The following is a 24114-nucleotide window of genomic DNA, read 5'->3' on the forward strand; positions in this document are numbered from 1 at the left end:
CTGCCTACTTCCCCAACAGGGTGCGGGCCTCGGCGACGAGCGTGATCGAGCCCGTGACGAGGATCCCTCCCCCGAAGTCCTCGGTTGCCTCGGCCCGGCCGACCGCCCACTCGAGCGCGTCGTCCGGCTTCTCCGTCACGTACAGGTCGCCCTCGCGGAAGCCGGCGTCGACGGCGAGCCCGGCGAGCTCGGCCGCGGGGATGGCGCGCGGGGACGTGGACTGTGTCAGGCAGACGTCCTCGCACAGGTCCCCGTACTGCTCGACGAGCTCGGCCAGCATCGCCGGCGCGTCCTTCTCGGAGAGGATCCCGACCACCAGCACCAGGCGGCTGAACCCGAACGTCTCCTTGAGCGCGGACGCGCTGGCGCGGACGCCGTCGGGATTGTGCGCGGCGTCGACGACGACGGTCGGCGCCGTCCGGACGACCTCCAGCCGTCCGGGGCTCGTGGTGTTGGCGAAGCCCTCGCGGACGAGGTCGATCTCCAGCGGCTTCTCCCCGCCGCCGATGAACGCCTCGACGGCGGCGAGCGCGACGGAGGCGTTCTGCGCCTGGTGGGCCCCGTGCAGGGGCAGCAGGACGTCCTCGTAGCGCCCGGCGAGGCCACGGAGGGCGAGCATCTGTCCGCCGACGGCCAGCGTGCGCCCCTCGAGCCCGTATTCGACCCCCTCGAACCGGAAGGCCGCGTCCCGCTCGCGGGCCGCCTCCAGCAGGACCTGGGCGGCGTCGGCGGGCTGGGCGGAACTGACGAGGAACCCCTGGGGCTTGATGATGCCCGCCTTCTCCAGGGCGATGTCCCGCACCGTGTCCCCGAGGAGGTCGGTGTGGTCCAGCGAGATCGGCGTGACGACAGAGACGGTGCCGTCGGCGACGTTCGTCGCGTCCGTGATCCCGCCCAGGCCGACCTCGATGACGGCGACGTCGACGGGCTCGTCCGCGAAGACGGCGAACGCGAGGACGGTCAGTGCCTCGAAGTAGGTGAGCCGGTTCTCGCCGCGCTGCTCCAGCTCGGCATCCACCATGGACACGTACGGGCGGATCTCGTCCCAGATCCGCACGAACGTCTCGTCCGCGACGGGCTCGCCGTCGATGCTGATCCGCTCCGTGACCTTGGCCAGGTGCGGGCTGGTGTAGCGGCCGGTGCGCAGCCCGTGCGCCAGCAGGAGCGACTCGATCATGCGCGCCGTCGACGTCTTGCCGTTGGTGCCGGTGATGTGGATGACCGGGACGGCGCGCTGGGGCTCGCCCAGCATCTCCATGGCCCGGACCATGGGCCCCATTCTCGGTTCGATCTTGTTCTCGGGGGCGCGGGCCAGCAGTTCCGCGTAGACGCTGGCGACCGAGAAGCCGTCGAGAGCGCTCATGCGTGCGGCTCCTGTCCCAGGCCGGCCGTCTCCGCGGCGGCGACCGTCTCCACCTCGACCTCGACCGGCCCGGAGTGTTCGTCCAGGACCAGCCCGAGGCTCAGGGTCTCGCGTTTGAGGAGCCCGGCGTTGGCGCGCAGGGCCGCCACGGTGGCGGCATCCGCCCGGACGACCGTGCGGATGCGGTCGCCGACGGCGAGATCGGCGTCCTTGCGGGCCTGCTGCACCATGCGCACGATATCGCGCGCCGTGCCCTCGGCCTCCAGCTCGGGCGTGACGTCCGTGTCGAGGACGACGAACCCGCCGCCCGGCAGGACGGCCGCCGCCGTCGGGGCGCCGTCGGCGGAGTCGGCGACCACGGTCTCCAGGGTGTACTCGTGCTCCTGCAGTGCGAGCCCGCCGGCCGTGACGGTGCCGTCGGCGCCGATGGACCAGTCCCCCGACTTGGCGCCCTTGATGGCCTGCTGCACCCCCTTGCCCAGGCGCGGGCCGGCCGCGCGGGCGTTGACCGCGAGCCGCTGGCTGATCCCGAACTCGGATGCGTCCGCCTCGGCGGCGTCGAGCAGCGTGACCGCGCGCAGGTTGAGCTCGTCGGCGATCATGGCCCCGAACGTGCCCTCCAGGCCGCGCGCGCCGCCGGCCACGACGGTCAGCCCGCCCAGGGGCAGGCGCACGCGCAGCTTGGCGGCCTTGCGCAGCGAGGAGCCCACGGAGCACACGGTGCGGGTCAGCTCCATGCGGTCGACCAGGGCGGCGTCCTTCGGGAACGCGTCGGCGTCGGGCCAGTCCGTCAGGTGCACGGAGCGCCCGCCGGTCAGCCCGCGCCAGATCTCCTCGGTGGCGAGCGGCAGCAGCGGGGCGGCCACGCGGGCGACGGTCTCGAGGCACGTGTAGAGCACGTCGAAGGCCTCGGTGTCCTCGTCGAAGAAGCGCTGCCGGGACCGGCGCACGTACCAGTTGGTCAGCGTGTCCATGTACCGGCGGACGGCCTCGCAGGCGCCCGAGACGTCGTACGCGTCGAACGCCGCCGTGGCCTCGCGGACGAGGTCGCCCGTGGCGGCGAGGATGTAGCGGTCCAGCGGGTCGGAGGCCTCGTGGCGCACCGAGGCCTCGTAGCCGTCGCCGCCGCGGGCGGCGTTGGTGTACAGGCTGAAGAAGTGCCAGACGTTCCACAGCGGCAACAGGACCTGGCGGACGCCCTCGCGGATCCCCTGCTCCGTGACCACCAGGTTTCCGCCGCGCAGGATCGGGCTGGACATGAGGAACCAACGCATGGCGTCGGATCCGTCGCGGTCCAGGACCTCGTTGACGTCCGGGTAGTTGCGCAGCGACTTGGACATCTTCTGCCCGTCCGAGCCGAGGACGATCCCGTGGCTGATCACGTTCGTGAACGCGGGGCGGTCGAACAGGGCCGTGGCCAGGACGTGCATGGTGTAGAACCAGCCGCGGGTCTGCCCGATGTACTCGACGATGAAGTCCGCCGGGTTGTGGGAGTCGAACCAGTCCTTGTTCTCCATCGGGTAGTGCACCTGCGCGTAGGGCATGGACCCGGAGTCGAACCAGACGTCGAGGACGTCCTCGACGCGGCGCATCATCGACCGGCCGGTCGGGTCGTCCGGGTTGGGGCGCACGAGGCCGTCGATGAACGGACGGTGCAGGTCGACCTCGCCGTCGTGGTTGCGCGGCAGGGTCCCGAAGGCCTCCTCCAGCTCCGCGAGCGAGCCGTAGACCTCCCGGCGGGGGTGGTTCGGGTCGTCGGACTCCCACACGGGGATCGGCGAGCCCCAGTAGCGGTTGCGGCTGATGGACCAGTCCCGCGCGTTGGCCAGCCACTTGCCGAACTGGCCGTCCTTGACGTTGCCGGGGATCCAGTTGATCTCCTGGTTCAGCTCCAGCATCCGGTCCTTGACCTTGGTGACCTCGACGTACCAGGAGGAGATCGCCCGGTAGATCAGGGGCGTGCGGCAGCGCCAGCAGTGCGGGTAGGAGTGGACGTAGCTGGCCTGCTTGACGAGCCGTCCGGCCTCCTTCAGGACGTTCGTGATGGTCTTGTTCGCGTCGAAGACCTGCACGCCCGCGATCGCGTCCAGGGGACCGCCGCGGAAGACGTCCAGGAACCGGGCGCCCTCGTCGACGGAGAGGACCACGGGGATCCCGTGCGCCTCGCAGACGGCCTGGTCGTCCTCGCCGTAGGCCGGCGCCTGGTGGACGACGCCCGTGCCGTCGGTGGTCGTCACGTAGTCGGCCACGAGGATCCGCCACGCGTTCTGGTTGCCGTACTTCTCCGGGTCCGCGAACGTGTCCCAGAGCGGCTCGTAGGCGATGCCGGCCAGTTCGGTGCCGCGGTAGGTCGCCTCGACCGCGCCGGCCGCCGCGGCCGCGTCGTCGTAGCCCAGGTCCTTGGCGTAGGAGCCGAGGAGGTCCTGGGCCAGCAGGAAGCGGCCGGCGGCCCCCGAGGCCTTGATGCCGTTCGGGCCCGCAGGGACGACGGCGTACTCGACGTCGGGGCCGACCGCCAGGGCGGCGTTGGTCGGCAGCGTCCAGGGCGTGGTCGTCCACGCGAGCGCCTGGACTCCCGCGAGGGCCCGGGAGACGTCGGAATCGCCGGCGAGGAGCGGGAACGTGACCGTCACGGTCTGGTCCTGCACGTCCTTGTAGACGTCGTCGTCCATGCGCAGCTCGTGGTTGGACAGCGGGGTCTCGTCGCGCCAGCAGTACGGCAGCACGCGGAAGCCCTGGTAGGTCAGGCCCTTCTCGTGCAGCTGCTTGAACGCCCAGATCACGGACTCCATGTACTCGACGTTCAGCGTCTTGTAGTCGTTCTCGAAGTCCACCCAGCGGGCCTGTCGGTTGACGTACTCCTCCCACTCGCGCGTGTAGCGGAGCACGGACTCGCGGCAGGCGTCGTTGAAGCGGTCGATGCCCATGGCCTCGATCTGCTGCTTGTCCGACATGCCGAGCTGCTTCATCGCCTCGAGCTCGGCGGGGAGCCCGTGCGTGTCCCAACCGAACCGGCGCTCGACGCGGTGGCCACGCTGGGTCTGGTAGCGGGCGACGAGGTCCTTGACGTAGCCCGTGAGCAGGTGCCCGTAGTGGGGCAGGCCGTTGGCGAAGGGGGGCCCGTCGTAGAAGACGAACTCGCTCTCCCCCGCGTCGCGGGCGTCGATCGAGGCCTGGAACGTCCCGTCGGCGTCCCAGTACTTGAGGATGCGCTCCTCGATCTCCGGGAAGCGCGGGCTGGCGGGGGTCGTCCCGTCCGGATCGGTGGAGGCCTTGGGGTACATCGTCATCGGCGGCAGTCCTGGCATCGGTTCGCGGCCCGTGCGGGCCTGTGGTCCTCGATGCGGGGACGGACAGACCGGCGCGTGGGACGCCGGGGTCCGCGGTACCACCCCGCTTGCGCGCGCCCTCGGCGGGGCGCGGCCGCTTGTGACTGCTGTGACGGGCTTACCCGTCCGGTTCTACCGGGCCCCGCAGGGGCCTTTCTTCCGGAAGCTCGCCGGTGATGGCCGGGTCCTCGCTGGTGTTTCCCAGTCTAGCTGATCCGGGTGCCCGGGCGTGCCCGGCGCCGGCGCACCGGGACGGGCCGGCGCCGGGACCCGGCCGGCTACGCGCCGGAGGAGACCGGCTCGGCGTCCCGGGAGACGGCGACCATCTCGTCCCGGGAAACGACCTTCACGCGCTCGCGCGTGGTCCCGCCCGCGGGGGTCTGCACGGTCCCGGCGGCCTCGCCGAGGGCCCGCTCGTGCGCGTCCAGGGCCAGCCAGCCCTGCCACGTGGTGTACGCGGTGCCGCGGGATTCGAGGAGCCCGGGCACGGACGCGGGGTCCGGGTCGGCCGCGGTCGGCACCTGCCCGAGGTCGTCGAGCAGGTGCGAGATGGTCTCGAGGGCGTCGCCCTTGGTGTGGCCGATCAGGCCCACGGGGCCGCGCTTGATCCACCCGGTCGCGTACAGCCCCGGCACCGGTTCACCGTCCGGTCCGAGGACGCGGCCGCCGTCGTTCGGGATGGTCCCGGTGCGCCCGTCGTACCCGACGCCGTCGACCGCGGAGCCGAAGTAGCCGATCGCCCGGTAGACGGCCTGGACCGGGTAGTCCACCATCTCGCCGGTGCCGCGCACGGTGCCGGTGCCGTCGAGCTCCTGGCGCTCGAAGCGCATGCCCGCCACCTTCCCGTCCTCGCCCAGGACCTCGACCGGGGAGTGCAGGAAGTGCAGGTGCAGGCGCCGGGAGGCACCAGTCCCCTCCGGGCGCTCCTCCTGCTCCACGAGCCAATTGGTCAGGGTCCCGACCATGGTCTTGACCTGGTTGTTGGACTTGATCGCCGCGTCGGAGGCCTCGTCGAACTCGAAGTCCTCCGGGTACAGGACGATGTCCACGTCCCGGCTGTGGCTGAGCTCGCGCAGCTCCAGGGGCGTGAACTTCACCTGGGCCGGCCCGCGGCGGCCGAAGACGTGCACGTCCGTCACCGGCGAGGCCTTCAGCCCCGCGTACACGTTCTCCGGGATCTCCGTGGAGAGCAGGTCGTCGGCGTGCTTGGACAGCACCCGGGCCACGTCCAGGGCCACGTTGCCGTTGCCGATGACCGCGACGTCCTTGGCCTCCAGCGGCCACTCGCGCGGCACGTCCGGGTGCCCGTCGTACCAGGACACGAAGTCCGCGGCCCCGAAGGAGCCCTCCAGCTCGACGCCCGGGATGTTCAGGTCGGCGTCCCGCAGCGCGCCGGTCGCGAAAACCACCGCGTCGTAGTGGTGGCGCAGGTCGGCCAGTGACAGGTCCGTGCCGTAGTCCACGTTGCCGAAGAAGCGGATGTCGCCGCGGTCCAGGACCTTGTGCAGGGCGTTGACGATGCCCTTGATCCGGGGGTGGTCCGGGGCGACCCCGTAGCGGATCAGCCCGTACGGGGCCGGGTAGCGGTCGAAGAGGTCGATCGAGACCCCGAAGTCGCGCTCGGCCTTCGTCAGGATGTCGGCCGCGTAGACGCCCGCCGGGCCCGCGCCGACGACGGCGACGCGCAGGGGGCGCTCGGCGAACCGGTGGCCCGGTGCTGGGGTGGTGCTCATGGGGTGCTCCTTCGGTTGGTTCATGACGGGGTGGCGGCGGCCGCCGCCGGGTGTTCCGCGGCGGCGGCCTCCGGGGTCGCGGCCGCGTACGGGCTGAGGCGGACGACGTCGCCGACGACGATGACGGCCGGGTTGGCGACGCCGACGCGCTGCGCCTGGGCTGCGATCGAGGCCAGCGTGCCGATGGTGACGCGCTGGGTGGGGGTCCAGCCGCGCTCGATGACGGCGGCCGGGGTCGCGGGGTCGAGCCCGCGCCCGCGCAGCAGGGCCGTGGTTTCAGCGAGGCGACGCACGCCCATCAGCAGGACCAGCGTGTGGTCCGGCCGGGCGGGCAGGGCCGCAAGCTCCTCGTGGCCCGTGGCCACGGTGAAGCCGGCGGCCAGGCCGCGGTGGGTGACAGGGATGCCCGCCGCGGCCGGCACGGAGACCGCGCTGGTCACTCCCGGAACCACCTCCACGTCCACGCCGTGGGCACGGCAATGCAGCGCCTCCTCGCCGCCGCGGCCGAGGACGAACGGGTCTCCGCCCTTGAGCCGGACCACGAGGTTCCCGGCCTGGGCCTCCCGGACCAGGATCCGGTTGATCTCGGCCTGGTCGGCGAGGTGCCGGCCCGGGGCCTTGCCGACCTCGACGACGCGCACGCCGGCGTCGAGCCCCTCCAGCAGGCCGCGGGGGCCGAGCCGGTCGGCGACCACGACGTCGGCCTCCGCCAGCAGCTGGCGCCCCCGGGTGGTGATGAGGCCCTCGGCCCCGGGCCCCCCGCCGACGAGGGCGACGCGTCCGGCGGCCGCCGGCCGCCGCCGGTGGCGCCGCAGCGGCAGCCGCCCGGTGAGCAGCTCCTCCACGATCGCGTCGCGCAGCGCCGCGGCGCGCCGGGGGTCTCCGCCGGCGTTGACGGCGACGGCGACGTCGTCGGCGTGTCCGGTCGCCGGCACCCAGGCGCTCGACGCGGCTGCGTCGGCGGCGTCGACGCACCAGAGCCGCCGGTCCGCCGCCTCCGCGGCCACGCGGGAGTCGACGGCGGGGTCGCCGGTGGCCGTGTGCACGAGCCACGCCCCCTCGAGGTCCGCCGTCCGGTAGCCGCGGCGGACCCAGCGGACCAGGCCCTCCGCGGCGAGCCTGCGGACCTCCGGGCCGGCCTCGGGGGCCACCAGCGTGACGTCCGCCCCGGCGTCGAGCAGGGCCCGGGCCCTGCGCCCGGAGACCGCGCCGCCGCCGACGACGAGCACCGGCTTGCCCAGCAGCCGGAGGGACACGGGGAAGGCGGTTCCGGCGTTCACGGCGCATCCCCTCCGGCCAGTCCGCGGCGCCGCAGCAGCCCGCGCTCGGCGGGACCGAACGCCGCCAGCTCGACGAGGATGCCGACGGCGAGGATGACCAGCACGGCGGAGACCACCACGGCGAGGTCCGAGAGGCTGCGGCCCTGGTCGAGGAGGGACCCGAGGCCGAAGCCCATGGTGCCGCCGACGGCGATGATCTCCGCGGCCATCAGGGACCGCCACGAGAACGCCCAGCCCTGCCGGAGCCCGGCCACATAGCCGGGCAGGGCGGCGGGCAGCACGATCCGCAGGGCCGTCTGCACGCGGGAGGCGCCCAGGACCCGGCCCATCCGCAGCTGGTGGGGCGGGATCTGGTCGATGCCGGCCACGAGCCCGTTGGCGATCGACGGCGTGGCGCCCAGGAGGACGACGAAGTACGCGGTCGCGTCGGTGAGGCCGAACCAGAGGATGGCCGCGGGCACCCAGGCGACCGAGGGCAGGACCTGCAGCCCCGAGACGAGCGGGCCGAGGGCCCGGCGCAGCGTGCGCACCCGGCCGAGCAGCAGCCCCAGCGGCGTCCCGAGCGCGGCCGCGACCGCGAAGCCGGCGATCCCGCGCTGCAGCGACGTGGCCACGGACTCCTGGAGCAGCCCCTGCTGCCACAGCGCGCCGGAGGCGGCCAGGACGTCCAGCGGGCCCGGGAACAGGTCCGGGCGCGCGGGGCCGAGCGCGGCGGCCGCGTGCCACGCCGACAGCAGGAGCCCGACGGCCGCGGCCGGCAGCAGGACGCGGTCCCAGTCGCGGGACCGCGGGGCGGGGCCTGCCTGGAGGGCGTCCAGCCCGGCGCCGAGGGCGCGGAGGTCGTCCGGCGGGGCGGGGCGGGCCCCGGCGGGCCGCGGCGCGGAGGCGCCGGACGGGGTCGGCCGGGGCGGTGCCTCGGTTCCGGTGGCGTTAGGTGCCATGGCGGCGGATCTCCTGCCTGAGTCGGGTGGTGATGTCGGCGGCCAGGCCTGCGGCGGCGGCCGGGTCGGTGCGGGCCAGGTCGGGCACGGCCCACTCGTGGACGACGCGGCCCGGCCTCGAGGAGAGCAGGAGCACGCGCTGGCCGAGCCGGACGGCCTCCTGGACGTTGTGGGTGACGAAGACGACCGTGCGGCCGGTCTCGCGCCAGATGCGTTCCAGCTCCTCGTGCAGCAGGTCGCGGGTGATGGCGTCGAGCGCGGCGAACGGCTCGTCCATCAGCAGCAGGGGGCGGTCCTGGGCCAGGGCCCGGGCCAGCGCGACCCGCTGGCGCATGCCGCCGGAGAGCTCGTGGGGGCGCTTCTCCCCCGCCCCGCCGAGCCGGACGAGCTCGAGCAGTTCGGTGGCCCGGGCGCGCCGTTCGAGGCGGCCGGCGCCCCGCAGCCGCAACGCCAGCTCGACGTTGGCGCGGGCCGTGAGCCACGGGTAGAGGGCCGCCTCCTGGAACATGAAGGCCGCCCCGTCGGCGGGGACCTCCAGGGCGCCCGAGGTGGGGCGCTCGAGGCGGGCGATGATGTTCAGCAGGGTGGACTTGCCGCAACCCGACGCCCCGAGCAGGGCCACGAACTCGCCCGGCGCGATCGCCGCGGTGACGCCGTCGAGCACGGGCGGGCCCCCTCCGAAGCGCTTGCCCACCCCCTCCAGCAACACGCCCGCGTCCCTTCCCGGGCTCATGCCGGCCCCAGCCCGGCGGTGGCCGCCGGGACAAACCTGGGGGTGCCGCCCAGGATCCGGTTCAGGGCCCGCAGGTCGAACAGGCCGCGCAGGTCCGCCGGGCGGGTCAGTCCGGCCGCGGTAGCGTCGCGGAGGAGCCGCGGGAACGCCGCCGCGAGGGGGTCCGCAGTGAACTCCAGTCCGCGCAGCGACCGGCCGATCACGGGCCCGGGCAGTTCCGCGCCGGCGGCCTGGTGCAGGGCCGCGTTGAGGACCGCCTCCGCCCGCCCCGCTGGCGCACGGCGCAGCCAGTCCACGGCCGCAACGTGCCCCTGGAGCAGGGCCGCGACCGTGTCCGGGTGCCGGGCCGCGTAGCCGCGCCCCACGGCCAGGACCGTGGTGGGGAACCGTCCGGGCACCCCGCCCGGCGTGCCGTCCCAGAGGTCCCGTTCGTCGACGAGCACGCGCCCGCCGGCCTCGAGCACCATCCGGGACGCCCACGGCTCGGGGACCCAGGCGCCGTCGATGGCGCCGGCCTGGAAGAGCTTGAGCGCCTGGGCGTTGTCCGTCGGGGCGACGGCCACGTCGCCGCGGCCCCCGCGCCGGGCCTCGAGGCCGTGGGCGGCGAGGTAGGTCCGCAGGGCAACGTCCTGGGTGCCGCCGAGCTGGGGAGTCGCCAGCACGGCCCCGGCCAGCTGGCCGGGCCGGCCGATGCCGGGCCGGACCACGAGCTGCACGCCGCCGGAGGCCGCGCCCGCCACGATGACCAGGGAGGCCCCTCCGCTCCGGACGAACGAGTTGATCGCGGGGTTGGGGCCGAGGTAGGCGGCGTCGATCGCCCCGGCGTTCAGTGCCTCGATCGCGGCGGGTCCCGCGTTGAGCACCTGCGTGGACAGGCGGGTCCCCCCGCCGGACGCCAGGGCGTCGTCGAGGAGGCCCCGCCGCACGGCCACGAGCGCCGGGGCGTGCGTGAGGTTGCCGAGGTAGCCCAACCGCAGGCGCGTGGCGGGTCCGGCCGGGGCCGCACCCGGCGCCCCCGTGGCCGAGCTGCGGGTGGGCCCCGCGAACGCGCCCGCCCCGCCGAGCAGCGCGGCGGTCCCGGCGGCGGCGAGGGCCAGGAGGGCCCCGCGGCGGCGGGGCCGGGCCGCGTCGTCCGCGCTGACGCGGACGGTCGCGGGGACCGGACGGTGGCGGGTCACGGGGTCCCGCCGTCCCTGGCCATCCCGGCGGCGAGCGTCTGCCCGTCCTGCGGGTCGATCACCAGGAAGGCCCCCGTCCGCCGGTGCTCCGCGTACGGTTCCAGCGGTAGCGGCGCCGCCAGGCGCAGGACGACGCGGCCGATGTCGTTGAGGGCCAGCTCCGCCGCGGGGGCCAGGGCCAGCGTGTCCAGGTCCAGGGCCCCGTCGACGGACTCGACGAGCGCGCGCACGGTGGCCGTGCCGTGCTTGACCAGGACCCGCGCCGCGGGGCGCAGCGGCCGCGCCGACAACCAGCACACGTCGGCCGCGAGTCCGGTGGACGGCGCGGGACCCGTCCCGGCCGCCACGATGAGGTCGCCGCGCGCGATGTCCAGGTCGTCGGAGAGGCGCAGCGCGACCGAGGCCGGAGCCGCCGCCTCCCCCGGCGCCAGACCGGCCGCGTCGATGCCCGCCACCGTCGTCGTGCGCGGCGCCTGCCCCGGGGCCAGCACCTCGACCCGGTCGCCCACGCGCACGGTGCCCTCGACGAGCTGCCCCGCGTAGGCCCGGTAGTCGCGGAACGCCTCCGGGTCCAGGCCGGGCGCGAGCGCGCCCTGGGGGCGCAGGACCACCTGCACCGGGAACCGCAGGCCGGCCCCCGGCCCGTCGGCGGCGTCGGCGCCGGGCAGGGTCTCGAGCAGCTCGAGCAGGGTCGGGCCGGCGTACCAGTCGGTGTGCGCCGAGCGCTCCACGACGTTGTCCCCGGCGAGCGCGGAGACGGGCACCGCGACGGTGTCCGCCAGGCCGAGGCCGGCGGCGACGCGCAGCACCTCGTCCTCGATGCGCGTGAACGCCTCCTCCGAATAGCCGACGAGGTCGATCTTGTTGACGGCGACGACGACGTGCGGCACGCGCAGCAGCGCCACCACGCCGAGGTGGCGGCGCGTCTGCTCCAGGACGCCCTTGCGGGCGTCGACGAGCACGACGACGGCGTCGGCGGTCGAGGCCCCCGTCACGGTGTTGCGCGTGTACTGGACGTGGCCCGGGCAGTCCGCCAGCACGAAGGTGCGCCGGGGCGTGGCGAAGTACCGGTGGGCCACGTCGATGGTGATGCCCTGCTCGCGTTCGGCGCGCAGCCCGTCGGTGAGCAGGGCCAGGTCCAGCCCGCCGGCCCCGCCGCCGAACCCGCGGTCCGCCGAGGTCCGGGCCACGGACTCGAGCTGGTCGGCCAGGATGGCCTTGGCGTCGTGGAGGAGGCGGCCGACGAGCGTGGACTTGCCGTCGTCGACGGAACCGGCCGTGGCGAAGCGGAAGAGCGTCCCGGCAGGGGGCAGTGCGGCGTCCGGGGCGGCGGTGGTCGTGGGGGTCGTGTTCATCAGAAGTACCCGTCCTTCTTGCGGTCTTCCATGGCCGCCTCGGAGATGCGGTCGTCGGCGCGGGTGGCGCCGCGCTCGGTGAGGGTGGAGACGGCGACCTCGCGGACGACGTCCTCGGGCGTCGCGGCCCCGGATAGGACCGCCCCGGTGCAGGACATGTCGCCCACCGTCCGGTAGCGCACGGTGCGCTCCTCGACGGTCTCGCCCTCCTGCGGCCGGGAGGACTCCCCGACGGCGCGCCACATGCCGTCGCGCCGGAAGACGGGTCGGCGGTGCGCGTAGTAGATCGGCGGCAGGTCGATCCGCTCCCTGGCGATGTAGCGCCAGATGTCCAGCTCGGTCCAGTTGCTGATCGGGAACGCGCGCACGTGCTCGCCGGGCCGGTGCCGCCCGTTGTACAGGTTCCACAGCTCCGGCCGCTGGTTGCGCGGGTCCCACTGCCCGAACCCGTCGCGCAGGCTCAGAATGCGCTCCTTCGCCCGGGCCTTGTCCTCGTCGCGGCGCCCGCCGCCGAAGACCGCGTCGAACCGGTGGGCCGCGATGGCGTCCAGCAGGGGCGTCGTCTGCAGCGGATTGCGCGTCCCGTCGGCGCGCTCCGCGAGTTCGCCGCGGTCGATGTAGCCCTGGACGTCCGCCACGACCAGGCGCAGGCCCAGGCGGTCGACCGTGCGGTCGCGGAAGGCCAGCACCTCGGGGAAGTTGTGCCCGGTGTCGACGTGCAGGACCGGGAACGGGACCCGCGCGGGCCAGAAGGCCTTGGCCGCGAGGTGGAGCATGACGACGGAGTCCTTGCCGCCGGAGAACAGCATGGCGGGCCGCTCGAACTCGGCGACGACCTCGCGGATGATGTGGATGGATTCGGCCTCCAGCGCGTCCAGCACGCCGGGAAGCCGGTGGCCGGGCGCTGGTGCGCGGGGGGTGGTGGTCTGGGTCATGGGTGTCCTCTTGTCCTCGGGGCGCGCGGGCCTAGGTGTGGATGCCGCATTCGGTCTTGGCCAGCCCCGCCCAGCGGCCGGCGCGCGGGTCCTCGCCCTCGGCCACGGGCCGGGTGCATGGGGCGCAGCCGATCGACGGGTAGCCGTGGTGCAACAGCAGGTTCACGGGCACGCCGTGGCGGGCCGCATAGTCGGTGAGGTCGGTGAACCCCCACGCGGCCAGGGGGTTCACCTTGACGAGCCCGTGCGCCTCGTCCCACGCGACCAGCGGGGTCCCGGCGCGGGTGGGGGCCTCGTCCCGGCGCACTCCCGTGAACCACGCCTGGTAGCCGGCGAGCGCCTCGCCGAGGGGCTCGACCTTGCGCAGCCGGCAGCAGAGCCCCGGGTCGCGGGCGAACAGGTCGGGGCCGTGGTCGGCGTCCTGCTCCGCGACGCTGCGGCGGGGCAACACGTCCACGACGCGCACCTCCAGCGCACGGGCGACCTCGTCGCGGGTCGCGCGGGTCTCCGGGAAGTGGTAGCCGGTGTCCAGGAACAGCACGTCGACCCCGGGCAGTTGCGCGGCGACGAGGTGCGGCAGGACCGCGTCGGCCATGGAGCAGGCGACGGCGGCGGTGCGCACCGGGAAGTTCCGGGCGCCCCAGGCGACGACGTCGGCGGCGGGCGCGTCCCACCCGAGCTCGTCCGCGCCGGACTCGGCGAGCGCGCGCAGGCGGTCGGCGGTGCGGTCGTCCGGCGTGCCGGGGCGGGCGGGCGCGCTCACGTGAGGTCCTCGGCATCGGCCCGGTGGCTCCACTCGGCGAAGGTCTCCCCCGGCGCGTGGCCGGCGTCGTAGCGGCGCACGATCCGCTCGACGTAGTCGACGAGCCCGTCGGCGGTGACCTTGAGCCCGCGGACGGTCCGTCCGAGGCCGGCCTCGCCGCGCTCGCTGGAGGCCAGTCCACCGCCGAGGTGGACCTGGAAGCCCGGGCTCTGCCCGCCGTCGCCGTCGGGCAGCAGCTGCCCCTTGAGCCCGATGTCCGCGGTCTGGATCCGCGCGCACGAGTTGGGGCAGCCGTTGACGTGCAGGCCCAGCTGTGCCGGGAGCCTGTCGGCGATGTCGGCCAGCCGCTCCTCGAGCGCGGCGACGGCGGCCGTGGCCGTGTCCTTCGTGTCGACGATGGCCAGCTTGCAGTACTCGAGCCCGGTGCAGGCGATGGTCGAGCGCCGGAAGACGGACGGGTTGGTGCTCAGGCCCAGCTCCTCGAGACCGGCGGAGACCGCCTCGACGCGCTCCGGCTCGACGTCCAGGACGAGCAGCTTCTGGTGCGGGGTGGTGCGCAGCCGGTGGGAGCCGTGGGCCTCCAGGAGGTCGGCCAACCGGGCCAGCAGGGTCCCGGAGACGCGGCCCACGACGGGCGTGGCCCCGAGGTAGAACCGGCCGTCCTTCTGGGCGTGGACGCCGACGTGGTCGCCGGGCGCCGTGGCCCGTGGCGGGGGCGGGCCGTCCGGCAGGGCGAAGCCGAGGTACTCCTGCTCGAGCACCTCGCGGAAGCGCTCGGCGCCCCAGTCGTTGAGGAGGAACTTCAGGCGGGCCTTGTTCCGCAGCCGCCGGTACCCGTAGTCGCGGAAGACGCGGACGACGCCGTGCCAGACGTCGGCGGCGTGCTCCTCGGGCACGAACGCGCCGAGCCGCTCGGCCAGCCGCGCCGTGGTGGAGAGGCCGCCGCCGACCCAGAGGTCGTAGCCCGGCCCCAGCTCGGGGTGGACCACCCCGACGAGGGACACGTCGTTGATCTCGTGCACGACGTCCTGGGCGGGGTGTCCGGTGATGGCGGTCTTGAACTTCCGCGGGAGGTTGGCCAGCTCCGGGTCGCCGATGAAGCGGTCGGCGATCTCGCGGATCACCGGGGTGGGATCGATGACCTCGTCGGCGGCGATGCCGGCGACGGGCGAGCCCAGGATGACGCGCGGCACGTCGCCGCACGCCTCGGTCGTGTGCAGGCCGACGGCCTCGAGCCGCCGCCAGATCTCGGGGACGTCCCGGACGTCGACCCAGTGGAGCTGGATGTTCTGGCGGTCCGTGATGTCGGCCGTGTCGCGGGCGAATTCGGTCGAGACCGCGGCGATGGCGCGCAGTTGCGCGGTGGTCAGGGCGCCGCCGTCGATGCGGACGCGCAGCATGAAGTAGCGGTCCTCGAGCTCGTGCGGCTCCAGCGTGGCCGTCCGGCCGCCGTCGATCCCCGGCTTGCGCTGGGTGTAGAGGCCCCACCACCGGAAGCGCCCGTGCAGATCGTCGGCCGGGATGGAGTCGAATCCCTCCCGGGCGTAGACGCGCTCGATCCGCTCGCGGACGTTGAGCCCGTTGTCCGCGCGCTTGAGTTCCTCGTTGGCGTTCAGGGGCTCGCGGCCGTCCACCTTCCACTGGCCGTGGGGCTTGCCCGCAGGCCGCGTCCGGGCCGGCCGGCGGTCCGTCGTCGTGTCCGTTGCTGGTGTCATGCGAGCCAGCGTATGGACGGCCGGGGGGCGGTCCAATGCGGCGCTTCATCGCCGCGGAACCGGGCTCAACACCCCTCAATGCGGCGACGCAATCAGTCCCCCGGCGTCATCTCCGCGGCCTCGGCGAGTCGATCGGCGACACATTCCGCAATGTGTCGGGACGGCAGCAGGGGCGCCGCCACGGCGTCGGCCCCGGCGGCCGCGAGGCGGGCATGGAAGAACCCGGGGGCCAGCAGGTACGGGGCGACGAGGACGCGGGCCGCGCCGGGCTGGGCGCGGGCGGCCGCCACGGCCTCCGCGACGCGGGGGCTGGCCGCGGCGCCGAAGCCGGGCTGGACGGGATGGCCGGTCCGCCGGGCGAGGAGGTCCGCCATGGCCCGGACCTCGTCCACCCCGCGCGGGTGGCGGGTCCCGGCGGCGGCCAGGACCACGCGGTCCCCGGTCCGCAGCCCGGCGGCGCCCAGCCGCTCGGCGAGGACGCCGGCGAGGCGCGGGTCGGGCCCGATGGGGGCGGCCGCGGCGGTCGCGGGCCGGCCGGCCACGGCCGCGGCGATGTCGGTCTCCGTGTGGTGGCCCGTGGACAGCAGGAGCGGGGCGACGACGGCCGGCTCCCCCGGCGGCAGCGCCGCCAGGACCTCGTCCAGGGCCGGCCGCTGGACGTCCACGTAGGCCTCGTGGACGGTGGTCCGGGCGCCGCGGGCGGCCAGGACCGCGGCCACGTCCGCGCGCAGCCCGTCGATGAGGGAGCGGCCCTCGGCGTCGTCCGTGCCGTGGGCGCAGGCCACGACGTGGCGCGGGATGCGCATCAGGCGTCCCGGATGAGCTTGTGGTTCGCGGCCTGCTTGACCGGCCGCACCACGATCTCGTCCAGGTTGACGTGGTGCGGCGCCGACAGGGCGTACGCGACCACGTCGGCGACGTCGCCGGCCTCCAGCGGCTCGGCCACGCCGGCGTAGACCGCCTCCGCCTTCTCGCGGTCCCCGCCGAGCCGGCGCAGCGAGAACTCCTCGGTCCGCACCAGGCCGGGCAGGACCTCCACGACGCGCACGTTGTGCTCGGCCTCCTCCAGCCGCAGGGCCGCGGTCATGGCGCGCTGGGCGGACTTGGCCGCGTTGTAGCCGCCCCCGCCCTCGTAGCTGGCCAGGGCGGCCGTCGACGTGAGGTTCAGCACGGTCCCGCGGCCGCCGGCGCGCAGCATCGGCAGGAAGGCCCGGGTCAGCTTCATGGTGCCCAGGACGTTGGTGCGGTACATCCAGTCCCAGTCCTCCGCCCGGGCGTCGGCGAGCCGCTCGGTGCCGCGGGCCCCGCCGGCGATGTTCACGAGGGAGTCGACGCCGCCCGCCTGCTCGGCGGCCGCCAGCACGCGGGCGACGCCGTCGTCCTCCGCGATGTCGGCGGCGACCGGGACGGCGCCCGTCTCCGCCGCGAGCGCGTCGAGGCGCTCGGCGCGGCGGGCGACGGCGATCACGCGCCAGCCGCGCTGGCGCAGGAGGCGGACGGTGGCCTCGCCGATCCCGGACGAGGCCCCGGTGACGACGGCGGCGCGGGCGGGCTCGGGCAGGGCGTTGGTGGTGGTCATGGCCACCACGCTACCGGCGCGCCGCGCCCCGGCGCCCGGCACGTTACGCGCGGCCGAGCAGGTGCTCGCGCAGGACGACGGCGTGGTTCCGTTCCCGGTCGCGCGCCGCGTAGACGAGGACCGTGTCCGGGTGCTCCGCGGCCAGGCCGGCGAGCCGGACGGCGCCGTCCGCGGCCGGCCCGTCCTCGAGCTCGTGCAGGTAGCGGTCCCGGAACTCCGCGAACCTGCCGGCCTCGTGCCCGAACCAGCGGCGGAGTTCCGTGCTCGGCGCGGCGTCCCGCGCCCAGTCGTCGATCTCGGCGTCCGCCTTGGCCAGGCCGCGCGGCCACAGCCGGTCGACCAGGATCCGGAATCCCCCGTCGGGCGCGTCGTAGGCGCGCAGGAGTCTGATCTCGCCCATCCCGCATGGTAGGTCCCGCGGCCCCGGCGCGGGCAAGCCCGGCGGGAGGCCCGTTTCGGGCGCGGGGCGGGCCGCGTGGAAGAATGGAACCCATGGCTGACCACTTGCAGGGCACAGACACGCCCGCTTCCGCGACCGTCCCCGACAAGCCCGCCCTCGAGGGCCTGGAGGCCAAGCTCTCCGCCCGATGGCGCGAGGAGGGAACCTACCGGTTCAACCCGGACACGACCCGCGCCGACGTCTACTCGATCGACACGCCGCCGCCGACCGCCTCGGGCTCCCTGCACGTGGGCCACATGTTCTCCTACACGCAGACGGACGTGCTGGCGCGCCAGCGGCGCATGCTCGGCAAGAACGTGTTCTACCCGATGGGCTGGGACGACAACGGGCTGCCGACCGAGCGGCGCGTGCAGAACTACTTCGGCGTCCGCTGCGACCCCGCCGTCCCGTACGATCCCGAGTACCAGCCGCCGGCGCAGCCCGCGAAGAACCAGCGCGACTGGGACGCCGTGTCCCGCAGGAACTTCATCGAACTGTGCGAACGGCTCGCCGTCGAGGACGAGAAGGTCTTCGAGCACCTGTTCACGACGCTGGGGCTGTCCGTCGACTGGGACCTGACCTACCGCACGATCGACGACACCTCGCGCAGCGTGTCCCAGCGCGCGTTCCTGAAGCACCTCGACGCGGGCGACGCCTATATGGCGGAGGCCCCGACGCTGTGGGACGTGACGTTCCGCACCGCGGTCGCCCAGGCCGAGCTCGAGGACCGCGAGATGCCGGGCGCCTACTACCGCTACGCGTTCACCGCGGCGGACGGCGAGCAGGTGCACATCGAGACCACCCGCCCGGAGCTGCTGCCCGCGTGCGCGGCCCTCGTCGCCCACCCGGAGGACGAGCGCTACGCCCACCTGTTCGGCAAGACCGTCCGCTCCCCGCTGTTCGGCGTCGACGTGACCGTCCACGCCCACCCGCTGGCCCAGCCGGACAAGGGCTCGGGCATCGCCATGGTGTGCACCTTCGGCGACCTGACCGACGTGACGTGGTGGCGCGAGCTTTCCCTGCCCACCCGCGCCATCGTCGGCCGTGACGGCCGCCTGTCGGCCGAGACCCCGGAGTGGATCACGGACCCGTCCGGCGCGGAGGCCTACTCGCGGCTCGCGGGCAAGACGGTCTTCTCCGCCAAGGAGGCCGTCGTCGAGCTGCTCACCGAGGGCGGCCTCCTTGACGGCGAGCCGAAGCAGACCACGCGTCCGGTGAACTTCTTCGAGAAGGGCGACAAGCCGCTCGAGGTCGTCACCTCCCGCCAGTGGTACATCCGCAACGGGGGCCGCGACGCCGACCGCCGCCAGCGGCTGATCACCCGCGGCGGGGAGATCGACTTCCACCCCGCGTTCATGCGCTCGCGCTACACCAACTGGGTCGAGGGGCTCAACGGGGACTGGCTGGTCTCCCGCCAGCGCTTCTTCGGCGTGCCGATCCCGGTCTGGTACCCGCTGGACGACGCCGGCGAGCCCGACTACGACCGCCCCGTCCTGCCCACCGGCGACATGCTGCCGGTCGACCCGGCGGCGGACACCGCGCCCGGCTACGACGAGTCCCAGCGCAACCAGCCGGGCGGCTTCATGGGCGACCCGGACGTGTTCGACACATGGGCCACGTCGTCGCTCACCCCCCAGATCGTGGGCCGCTGGAGCCGCGACGAGGACTTCTTCGCGAAGGTCTTCCCGTTCGACCTGCGGCCCCAGGGCCACGACATCATCCGCACGTGGCTCTTCTCCACCGTGGTCCGCGGCGACGCCCTGCACGGGTGCGTCCCGTGGAAGCACGCCGCGATCTCCGGCTGGATCCTGGACCCGGACCGGAAGAAGATGTCCAAGTCGAAGGGCAACGTCGTCGTGCCCACGGACGTGCTGGAGCAGTTCGGCGCCGACGCGGTGCGGTACTGGGCGGCCAGCGCGAAGCTCGGCGCGGACACGGCCTACGAGGTGGCGCAGATGAAGATCGGCCGCCGCCTGGCGATCAAGATCCTCAACGCCTCGAAGTTCGTCCTGAACCTCGGCGCCACGGCGTCGGACGTCCTCGAGGGGGACCCGTCGGTCGTGTCCAACGGCCTGGACCGCTCGCTGCTGGCCCGCCTGGCGCAGGTCGTGGAGGACTCGACGCGCGCCTTCGAGGCCTACGACTACGCCCGGGCCCTGGACCTGACCGAGTCGTTCTTCTGGTCCTTCACCGACGACTACGTGGAACTGGTCAAGGACCGCGCCTACGGGGCCCGCGGCGACGCCGAGCGGGCGTCCGTCCTGGCCACGCTGGCGACGACCCTGGACGCGGTGCTGCGGCTGTTCGCGCCGTTCCTGCCGTTCGCGACGGAGGAGGTCTGGGGCTGGTGGCGCTCCGGCTCCGTCCACCGCGCCCCGTGGCCGACGGCGGCGCACCTGGCCGGGGCTGTCGAGGGCGCCGATCCCGGGGTCCTGCCGACCGTCGGCGCGGCCCTCGGCGGCATCCGCAAGGCCAAGTCGGAGGCCAAGGTCAAGCAGCGCACCGAGGTGCTCGGCGGAACGGTGACGGCTCCGGCCGTGCAGCTGGAGCAGGTCCGGGCCGGACTCGGCGACCTGTTGGCCGCCGGCAATGCGCGGGACCTGACCCTGGTCGAGGGCGAGGGCGAGGGCGAACTCTCGGTCACGGCGGTCGAACTCGCCGCCGTGGACGAGCCGGCCAAGTAGCCGCTTCGGGCCGGCGGCTCCGTCCGCCGGCCCGGGCCGTCCGCCGGCCCAGAGCGTCCGGCCGGGCCCGGCCCCGCGGCGCCGCGGTCCTCAACGAGCCGCGGTCCTTAACGAGGGGAAGCCCCTTCGGCGTTGTCCGCGTCGGAGGGGCTTCGACTCATCTGGTTTGGTCGTAGCGGTTCGAATGACCTCACCGAACGGTCTCCGTGTCCTACAGGTCTTGCCATCCCGCTACTGGTGGCCGTTCCGGGAAGCGTGTTCCCGTTGCGTCTCTGTGGAGTTGGGGTTCCGTTCCCGCATCCTTATGGGGGATGCGTACCCATAGTTCTACGCCTGGGCGTCCTGGAGCACAAGGCCCCCGCCGCGATTCGGTGTGACATGCACAGGATCGGGGCGGGGGCCTTGTGGTGTGCGGCACTTGACGCCGCTGCGATACCGGCTACTGCTGGTCGAACGTCGGCGACTCGGTGCGCGAGCGCTTCAGTTCGAAGAAGTACGGGTAGGAGGCCAGGGCGACGGCGCCGTCGAACACCCGCCCGGCTTCCTCGCCCGTGGGCACCCGCGTGATGACGGGGCCGAAGAACGCGGTCCCGTCCAGGGCCAGCACGGGGGTCCCGACGTCCTGGCCCACCTTCGAGATGCCCTCCTCGTGGCTGGCGCGCAGCTCGTCGTCCTCGGCGTCCGCGCCGTAGGCGTCGGCGAGCCCGGCCGGCAGGCCCGTCCGCTCCAGCGCGGTGCGGACCACCTGCTCCCGGTCGTCGAGGCCCTCGTGGTGGAACTGCTCCCCCATGGCCGTGTACAGCGGCGCGAGCACCTCCTGTCCGTGCTCGCGTGCCGCCTTGATCAGCACGCGGACGGGGCCCCAGGCGTTGTCCATGCTGCGCCGGTAGTCCTCCGGCAGGTCCCGCCCCTCGTTGAGGACCGCGAGGCTCATCACGTGCCAGCGCACCTCGATCGGGCGCACCTTCTCGACCTCGAGGATCCACCGGGACGTGGCCCAGGCGAAGGGGCAGATGGGGTCGAACCAGAAGTCGACGCGGGTGTTTTCCGGCACGTGGGCCTCTCTCTTGTGGTGGGCGCCCGGCCGCGGATGCGGTCCTAGGCGGACTTGTGGCGGCGCTTTTCGGCGGTCTCGTGCGGGACGAGGGTCGGCTTCGCGCCCTCCATCACGACCTCCCGGGTGATGACGGCCTCCGCGATGTCCTCGCGGTCGGGCAGGTCGAACATGACCTCGCCCAGCGTCTCCTCCAGGATGGCGCGCAGGCCGCGCGCTCCGGTGCCTCGCTCCAAGGCCATGTCGGCGATCGCCTCGAGCGCGTCGCGCTCGAACACGAGGTCGACGCCGTCGATCTTGAACATCTTCTGGTACTGCTTGACCAGCGCGTTCTTCGGCTCCGTGAGGATCTGGACCAGAGCCTCGCGGTCCAGGCTCTCGACGGTGGTGATGACGGGAAGGCGGCCGATGAACTCGGGGATGAGGCCGAACTTGAGCAGGTCCTCGGGCCGGACGTCGCCGTACGAGGCGTTCTCGCTCTTGAGCGCCGTCAGCGGCGCCCCGAAGCCGATGCCCTTGCGCCCGGCGCGGGAGCCGATGATCTCCTCGAGTCCGGCGAACGCCCCCGCAACGATGAACAGCACGTTCGTCGTGTCGATTTGCAGGAACTCCTGGTGGGGGTGCTTGCGCCCGCCCTGCGGCGGCACGGAGGCGACCGTGCCCTCGAGGATCTTCAGGAGCGCCTGCTGCACGCCCTCGCCCGAGACGTCCCGAGTGATGGAGGGGTTTTCGCTCTTGCGGGAGATCTTGTCGATCTCGTCGATGTAGATGATGCCCTGCTCGGCCTTCTTGACGTCGTAGTCGGCGGCCTGGATGAGCTTGAGCAGGATGTTCTCGACGTCCTCGCCGACGTACCCTGCCTCCGTCAGCGCCGTCGCGTCGGCGACCGCGAACGGGACGTTGAGGCGCCGGGCCAGCGTCTGGGCCAGGTACGTCTTGCCGCAGCCGGTCGGGCCGATCAGCAGGATGTTGGACTTGGCGACCTCGACGTCCTCGAGCACCCCGGCCTCGCCGCCCAGGTTGCCGGCCGGCTTCGGCCCGGTGCCGGACTGGATCCGCTTGTAGTGGTTGTACACGGCGACCGCGAGGGACCGCTTGGCGCCCTCCTGCCCGATCACGTACTCCTGCAGGGAGTCGAAGATCTCCCGGGGGCGCGGCAGCTCGAAGTCGTGGCCCTCCTCGACCTCGGCCAGCTCCTCCTCGATGATCTCGTTGCAGAGCTCGATGCACTCGGTGCAGATGTAGACTCCGGGGCCGGCGATGAGCTTGCGCACCTGCTTCTGGCTCTTTCCGCAGAAGGAGCACTTCAGCAGGTCGGAGCTTTCACCCATGCGTGCCATGGCGGGGACCCCTCACGTGGTCGGCGGCCCGCGCCCCGGGGGCGCGGATTTCTTGAGTCATTCCACTGTAGGCCAGGTGGCCGACGGTTCGCCGCAGGGCGGCCCGCTCGCGTGCCGGGCCGCCCCGGACGCGCTAGCCGCCGAGTGCCGGCTGCTTCATTTTACGCGGCGTCAGGACCTCGTCGATCAGGCCGTACTCGAGGGCCTGATCGGCGGTCATGTACAGGTCGCGCTCCACGTCGTTGCCCACCTGCTCGGCGGTGCGGTTGGAGTGCTCGGCCAGCGTGGTCTCCATCCAGGCGCGCATGCGCATGACCTCCTCGGCCTGGATCTGCAGGTCGGTGGCCGTGCCGCGCTCGCCACCGCCCATGGCGGGCTGGTGGATGAGGACGCGCGCGTTGGGCAGGGCCAGTCGCTTGCCGGGCGTGCCCGCCGCGAGCAGGACGGCGGCGGCGCTGGCCGCCTGGCCCAGGCAGACCGTCTGGATCTGGGGGCGGACGAACAGCATCGTGTCGTAGATGGCCGTCATCGCCGTGAACGAGCCGCCGGGCGAGTTGATGTACAGCGTGATGTCCCGCTCGGGGTCCATGGACTCGAGGACCAGCAGCTGCGCCATCACGTCGTCGGCGCTGGCGTCGTCGACCTGGGAGCCGAGGAAGACGATGCGGTCCTCGAAGAGCTTCGCGTAGGGGTCCTGGCGCTTGAAGCCGTAGGGGGTGCGCTCCTCGAACTGCGGGAGGATGTAGCGGGCGGAGGGCATCTCGCCGGCGGCACCGTAACCAATGGGGTTCATGTCTCTACTCTCCTGGGAAGTGTGGTGGATGCTGTCGCGGCGCCCGCTTAGACGCCGCCGCCGCCGGAGACGGTGGTGGAGTTCTGGGCGATCTTGTCGAAGAAGCCGTACTCCAGGCCCTCCTCGGCGGTGAACCACTTGTCGCGGTCGTTGTCGCGCAGGATCGTCTCGAGGCTCTGTCCGGTCTGCTCTGCCGTGAGCTCGGACATGACCTTCTTCATGTGCAGGATCAGCTCGGCCTGGATCTTGATGTCCGAGGCCGTGCCGCCGATGCCGCCAGAGGGCTGGTGCATCAGGATGCGGGCGTTGGGCGTCGCATAGCGCTTGCCCTTCGTGCCCGAGGACAGCAGGAACTGGCCCATCGACGCGGCCAGGCCGGTCGCCACGGTCACGACGTCGTTCGGGATGAAGTTCATCGTGTCGTAGATGGCCATCCCGGCCGTGATGGATCCGCCCGGCGAGTTGATGTACAGGTAGATGTCCTTATCGGGGTCCTCGGCGGAGAGCAGGAGCATCTGCGACGCGATGGCGTTGGCGCTCTCGTCGCTGACCTCGGTGCCCAGCCAGATGATCCGCTCCTTGAGCAGGCGGTTGTAGATGTAGTCCTCGCGGCTGGCCGCGTCCACGGTGGCCATGGTCGGGGTGCGGGATTCCTTGGACATGCTCGATACCTCTCCCTGGTGCCGTGCGCGCACTCCGTGCGCGCCTGCGCTCTTGCTGTCCACGACATTACTGGGTGGCCGCGGGTGCCACGCCCCGCACCGGCCGCTGTTCGCTGACGGCGCATGCCGCGTCCTGCGCGGCCCGGCCGCGGTACGACGGCGGCGCCCGGCGCGGCCCGGACGCTGCGCCCGCTGCTGCCCCGGGCGGCGGAACCGGGACGGCCCCCGGCCACGCGAG

At 73.5% G+C, this 24114-nt stretch carries 19 protein-coding genes; 1 reads left to right on the plus strand and 18 read right to left on the minus strand.

Annotated features, from left to right (window positions below; genetic code table 11):
- Positions 1-4 precede the first annotated feature (4 nt).
- The 14 genes from AC1Q5D_RS12455 to AC1Q5D_RS12520 form a co-directional block, all read right to left on the minus strand.
- The gene (locus AC1Q5D_RS12455; RefSeq protein ID WP_481738778.1) at positions 5-1363 is read right to left on the minus strand and encodes a bifunctional folylpolyglutamate synthase/dihydrofolate synthase; all 1359 of its coding nucleotides are present in this window, start codon (positions 1361-1363) and stop codon (positions 5-7) included.
- Positions 1360-4653, minus strand: coding sequence for an isoleucine--tRNA ligase (gene ileS, locus AC1Q5D_RS12460; protein ID WP_481738779.1), 3294 nt, complete (start codon positions 4651-4653; stop codon positions 1360-1362). Before ileS ends, AC1Q5D_RS12455 begins: the two co-directional genes overlap by 4 nt.
- Positions 4654-4970: 317 nt before the next feature.
- Positions 4971-6425 carry an FAD-dependent oxidoreductase gene (locus AC1Q5D_RS12465; RefSeq protein ID WP_481738780.1) on the minus strand — a complete coding sequence of 485 codons (1455 nt, stop codon included), beginning with the start codon at positions 6423-6425 and terminating at the stop codon, positions 4971-4973.
- Between the two features lie 20 nt (positions 6426-6445).
- Positions 6446-7705, minus strand: coding sequence for a uroporphyrinogen-III C-methyltransferase (gene cobA, locus AC1Q5D_RS12470; protein ID WP_481738781.1), 1260 nt, complete (start codon positions 7703-7705; stop codon positions 6446-6448).
- Positions 7702-8646, minus strand: a complete 945-nt coding sequence (locus AC1Q5D_RS12475; protein WP_481738782.1) for an ABC transporter permease — start codon at positions 8644-8646, stop codon at positions 7702-7704. The genes cobA and AC1Q5D_RS12475 overlap by 4 nt, the downstream gene beginning before the upstream one ends.
- On the minus strand, positions 8636-9379 hold the full coding sequence (locus AC1Q5D_RS12480; RefSeq protein ID WP_481738783.1) for an ABC transporter ATP-binding protein: 744 nt from the start codon (positions 9377-9379) through the stop codon (positions 8636-8638). Before AC1Q5D_RS12480 ends, AC1Q5D_RS12475 begins: the two co-directional genes overlap by 11 nt.
- Positions 9376-10557 (minus strand): ABC transporter substrate-binding protein, encoded by a 1182-nt coding sequence (locus tag AC1Q5D_RS12485; RefSeq protein WP_481738784.1) that lies wholly within the window; start codon positions 10555-10557, stop codon positions 9376-9378. Before AC1Q5D_RS12485 ends, AC1Q5D_RS12480 begins: the two co-directional genes overlap by 4 nt.
- Positions 10554-11912: a sulfate adenylyltransferase subunit 1 gene (locus AC1Q5D_RS12490; RefSeq protein WP_481738785.1), complete on the minus strand. Its 1359-nt coding sequence runs from the start codon at positions 11910-11912 to the stop codon at positions 10554-10556. The genes AC1Q5D_RS12485 and AC1Q5D_RS12490 overlap by 4 nt, the downstream gene beginning before the upstream one ends.
- Positions 11912-12847: a sulfate adenylyltransferase subunit CysD gene (cysD, locus tag AC1Q5D_RS12495; protein ID WP_481738786.1), complete on the minus strand. Its 936-nt coding sequence runs from the start codon at positions 12845-12847 to the stop codon at positions 11912-11914. The genes AC1Q5D_RS12490 and cysD overlap by 1 nt, the downstream gene beginning before the upstream one ends.
- 31 nt (positions 12848-12878) lie before the next feature.
- Positions 12879-13610 carry a phosphoadenylyl-sulfate reductase gene (locus AC1Q5D_RS12500; RefSeq protein ID WP_481738787.1) on the minus strand — a complete coding sequence of 244 codons (732 nt, stop codon included), beginning with the start codon at positions 13608-13610 and terminating at the stop codon, positions 12879-12881.
- Positions 13607-15325 (minus strand): nitrite/sulfite reductase, encoded by a 1719-nt coding sequence (locus tag AC1Q5D_RS12505; RefSeq protein WP_481738788.1) that lies wholly within the window; start codon positions 15323-15325, stop codon positions 13607-13609. Before AC1Q5D_RS12505 ends, AC1Q5D_RS12500 begins: the two co-directional genes overlap by 4 nt.
- 92 nt (positions 15326-15417) lie before the next feature.
- A complete protein-coding gene (locus AC1Q5D_RS12510) occupies positions 15418-16131 on the minus strand; it encodes a sirohydrochlorin chelatase (protein WP_481738789.1) in 714 nt (237 codons plus the stop codon).
- The gene (locus tag AC1Q5D_RS12515; RefSeq protein ID WP_481738790.1) at positions 16131-16904 is read right to left on the minus strand and encodes an SDR family oxidoreductase; all 774 of its coding nucleotides are present in this window, start codon (positions 16902-16904) and stop codon (positions 16131-16133) included. Before AC1Q5D_RS12515 ends, AC1Q5D_RS12510 begins: the two co-directional genes overlap by 1 nt.
- 43 nt (positions 16905-16947) lie before the next feature.
- The gene (locus AC1Q5D_RS12520; RefSeq protein ID WP_481738791.1) at positions 16948-17304 is read right to left on the minus strand and encodes a DUF488 domain-containing protein; all 357 of its coding nucleotides are present in this window, start codon (positions 17302-17304) and stop codon (positions 16948-16950) included.
- A gap of 92 nt (positions 17305-17396) precedes the next feature.
- Here AC1Q5D_RS12520 and valS point away from each other — a divergent pair, with 92 nt between their 5' ends.
- Entirely contained in the window at positions 17397-20027 is a 2631-nt protein-coding gene (gene valS / locus AC1Q5D_RS12525) for a valine--tRNA ligase (protein ID WP_481738792.1), read from the plus strand.
- 439 nt (positions 20028-20466) lie between these two features.
- Here valS and AC1Q5D_RS12530 read toward each other — a convergent pair whose 3' ends face one another.
- From AC1Q5D_RS12530 to AC1Q5D_RS12545, 4 genes are all read right to left on the minus strand, one after another.
- Entirely contained in the window at positions 20467-21081 is a 615-nt protein-coding gene (locus AC1Q5D_RS12530) for a mycothiol-dependent nitroreductase Rv2466c family protein (RefSeq protein WP_481738793.1), read from the minus strand.
- Between the two features lie 44 nt (positions 21082-21125).
- Positions 21126-22421 (minus strand): ATP-dependent Clp protease ATP-binding subunit ClpX, encoded by a 1296-nt coding sequence (gene clpX, locus AC1Q5D_RS12535; RefSeq protein ID WP_481738794.1) that lies wholly within the window; start codon positions 22419-22421, stop codon positions 21126-21128.
- Positions 22422-22554: 133 nt separating this feature from the next.
- Complete coding sequence (locus AC1Q5D_RS12540; protein WP_481738795.1) at positions 22555-23214, minus strand: ATP-dependent Clp protease proteolytic subunit; 660 nt, start codon at positions 23212-23214, stop codon at positions 22555-22557.
- 47 nt (positions 23215-23261) lie between these two features.
- Complete coding sequence (locus AC1Q5D_RS12545; RefSeq protein WP_481738817.1) at positions 23262-23849, minus strand: ATP-dependent Clp protease proteolytic subunit; 588 nt, start codon at positions 23847-23849, stop codon at positions 23262-23264.
- Positions 23850-24114 lie beyond the last annotated feature (265 nt).

The organism is Arthrobacter paludis (assembly GCF_056782315.1).

Excerpts from the sequence above, each read along its gene's own strand:
- AC1Q5D_RS12455 (WP_481738778.1), bottom strand. The coding sequence starts at position 1,363 with ATGAGCGCTCTCGACGGCTTCTCGGTCGCCAGCGTCTACGCGGAACTG.
- ileS (WP_481738779.1), bottom strand. The coding sequence starts at position 4,653 with ATGACGATGTACCCCAAGGCCTCCACCGATCCGGACGGGACGACCCCC.
- AC1Q5D_RS12465 (WP_481738780.1), bottom strand. The coding sequence starts at position 6,425 with ATGAGCACCACCCCAGCACCGGGCCACCGGTTCGCCGAGCGCCCCCTG.
- AC1Q5D_RS12475 (WP_481738782.1), bottom strand. The coding sequence starts at position 8,646 with ATGGCACCTAACGCCACCGGAACCGAGGCACCGCCCCGGCCGACCCCG.
- AC1Q5D_RS12480 (WP_481738783.1), bottom strand. The coding sequence starts at position 9,379 with ATGAGCCCGGGAAGGGACGCGGGCGTGTTGCTGGAGGGGGTGGGCAAG.
- AC1Q5D_RS12490 (WP_481738785.1), bottom strand. The coding sequence starts at position 11,912 with ATGAACACGACCCCCACGACCACCGCCGCCCCGGACGCCGCACTGCCC.
- cysD (WP_481738786.1), bottom strand. The coding sequence starts at position 12,847 with ATGACCCAGACCACCACCCCCCGCGCACCAGCGCCCGGCCACCGGCTT.
- AC1Q5D_RS12505 (WP_481738788.1), bottom strand. The coding sequence starts at position 15,325 with ATGACACCAGCAACGGACACGACGACGGACCGCCGGCCGGCCCGGACG.
- AC1Q5D_RS12510 (WP_481738789.1), bottom strand. The coding sequence starts at position 16,131 with ATGCGCATCCCGCGCCACGTCGTGGCCTGCGCCCACGGCACGGACGAC.
- AC1Q5D_RS12515 (WP_481738790.1), bottom strand. The coding sequence starts at position 16,904 with ATGACCACCACCAACGCCCTGCCCGAGCCCGCCCGCGCCGCCGTCGTC.
- AC1Q5D_RS12520 (WP_481738791.1), bottom strand. The coding sequence starts at position 17,304 with ATGGGCGAGATCAGACTCCTGCGCGCCTACGACGCGCCCGACGGGGGA.
- valS (WP_481738792.1), top strand. The coding sequence starts at position 17,397 with ATGGCTGACCACTTGCAGGGCACAGACACGCCCGCTTCCGCGACCGTC.
- clpX (WP_481738794.1), bottom strand. The coding sequence starts at position 22,421 with ATGGCACGCATGGGTGAAAGCTCCGACCTGCTGAAGTGCTCCTTCTGC.
- AC1Q5D_RS12540 (WP_481738795.1), bottom strand. The coding sequence starts at position 23,214 with ATGAACCCCATTGGTTACGGTGCCGCCGGCGAGATGCCCTCCGCCCGC.
- AC1Q5D_RS12545 (WP_481738817.1), bottom strand. The coding sequence starts at position 23,849 with ATGGCCACCGTGGACGCGGCCAGCCGCGAGGACTACATCTACAACCGC.